Below are 682 nucleotides of genomic sequence, written 5' to 3' on the forward strand. Positions count from 1 at the left end.
AAAACCGATTAATCATCTTTAAAAAAACAATACTAAACTATTTTTTTTTAGAAAATTATCAAGGAATATCGGACCTAGCACTTGGGAGCAAACAATAATAGTAGGAGCAATGCCTCTTTCTAAGATTTTCTGACCACCTAATAATCTTTACGGAATACTATCAAATCAAACGCAAATTAAATATGTATTTTTTTTAACCATCTAAAAAACTAAAAACAAAGAAACAATCAACACTTATCGCAATTTTCCTTACCTTCTTTTCGGTAGGATTATTTGCTCAGGTGGTATTACCACAGCCTCCTAAAAAGTTCGAGGGTAAAATAGGGAAAACCTATAAAGACTCTAAGGAAGACTTTCCAAAAGAATTACAAGCTCCAGCTGGAGCTCCTAATGTAATCGTCGTTTTAATTGATGATTTAGGATTTGGCCAACCTGGCGTTCTAGGAGGACCAATTCCAACCCCGCATATTGACAATCTAGCTAAGCAAGGTGTGCTATATACACGTTTCCACACCACAGCAATTTGTAGTTCTACAAGAGCAGCATTACTGACAGGACGTAATCACCATTTGGTTGCTAATGGCTCTATCACCGAATTAGCCACTGGGTACCCTGGTTATAATACCATTTGGGGAGACGATGCTGCTTCCGTAGGTGAAATTTTAAAATTATTGAATTTTAA

1 protein-coding gene is annotated in these 682 nt (G+C 36.1%); it reads left to right on the plus strand.

Annotated features, from left to right (window positions below):
- Nucleotides 1-281: 281 nt before the first annotated feature.
- On the plus strand, nucleotides 282-682 hold a 401-nt coding region (locus tag AC4AGG_RS16715; RefSeq protein ID WP_489773156.1), incomplete at its 3' end, for a sulfatase-like hydrolase/transferase.

This window comes from Chryseobacterium sp. CG10_8, assembly GCF_058117085.1.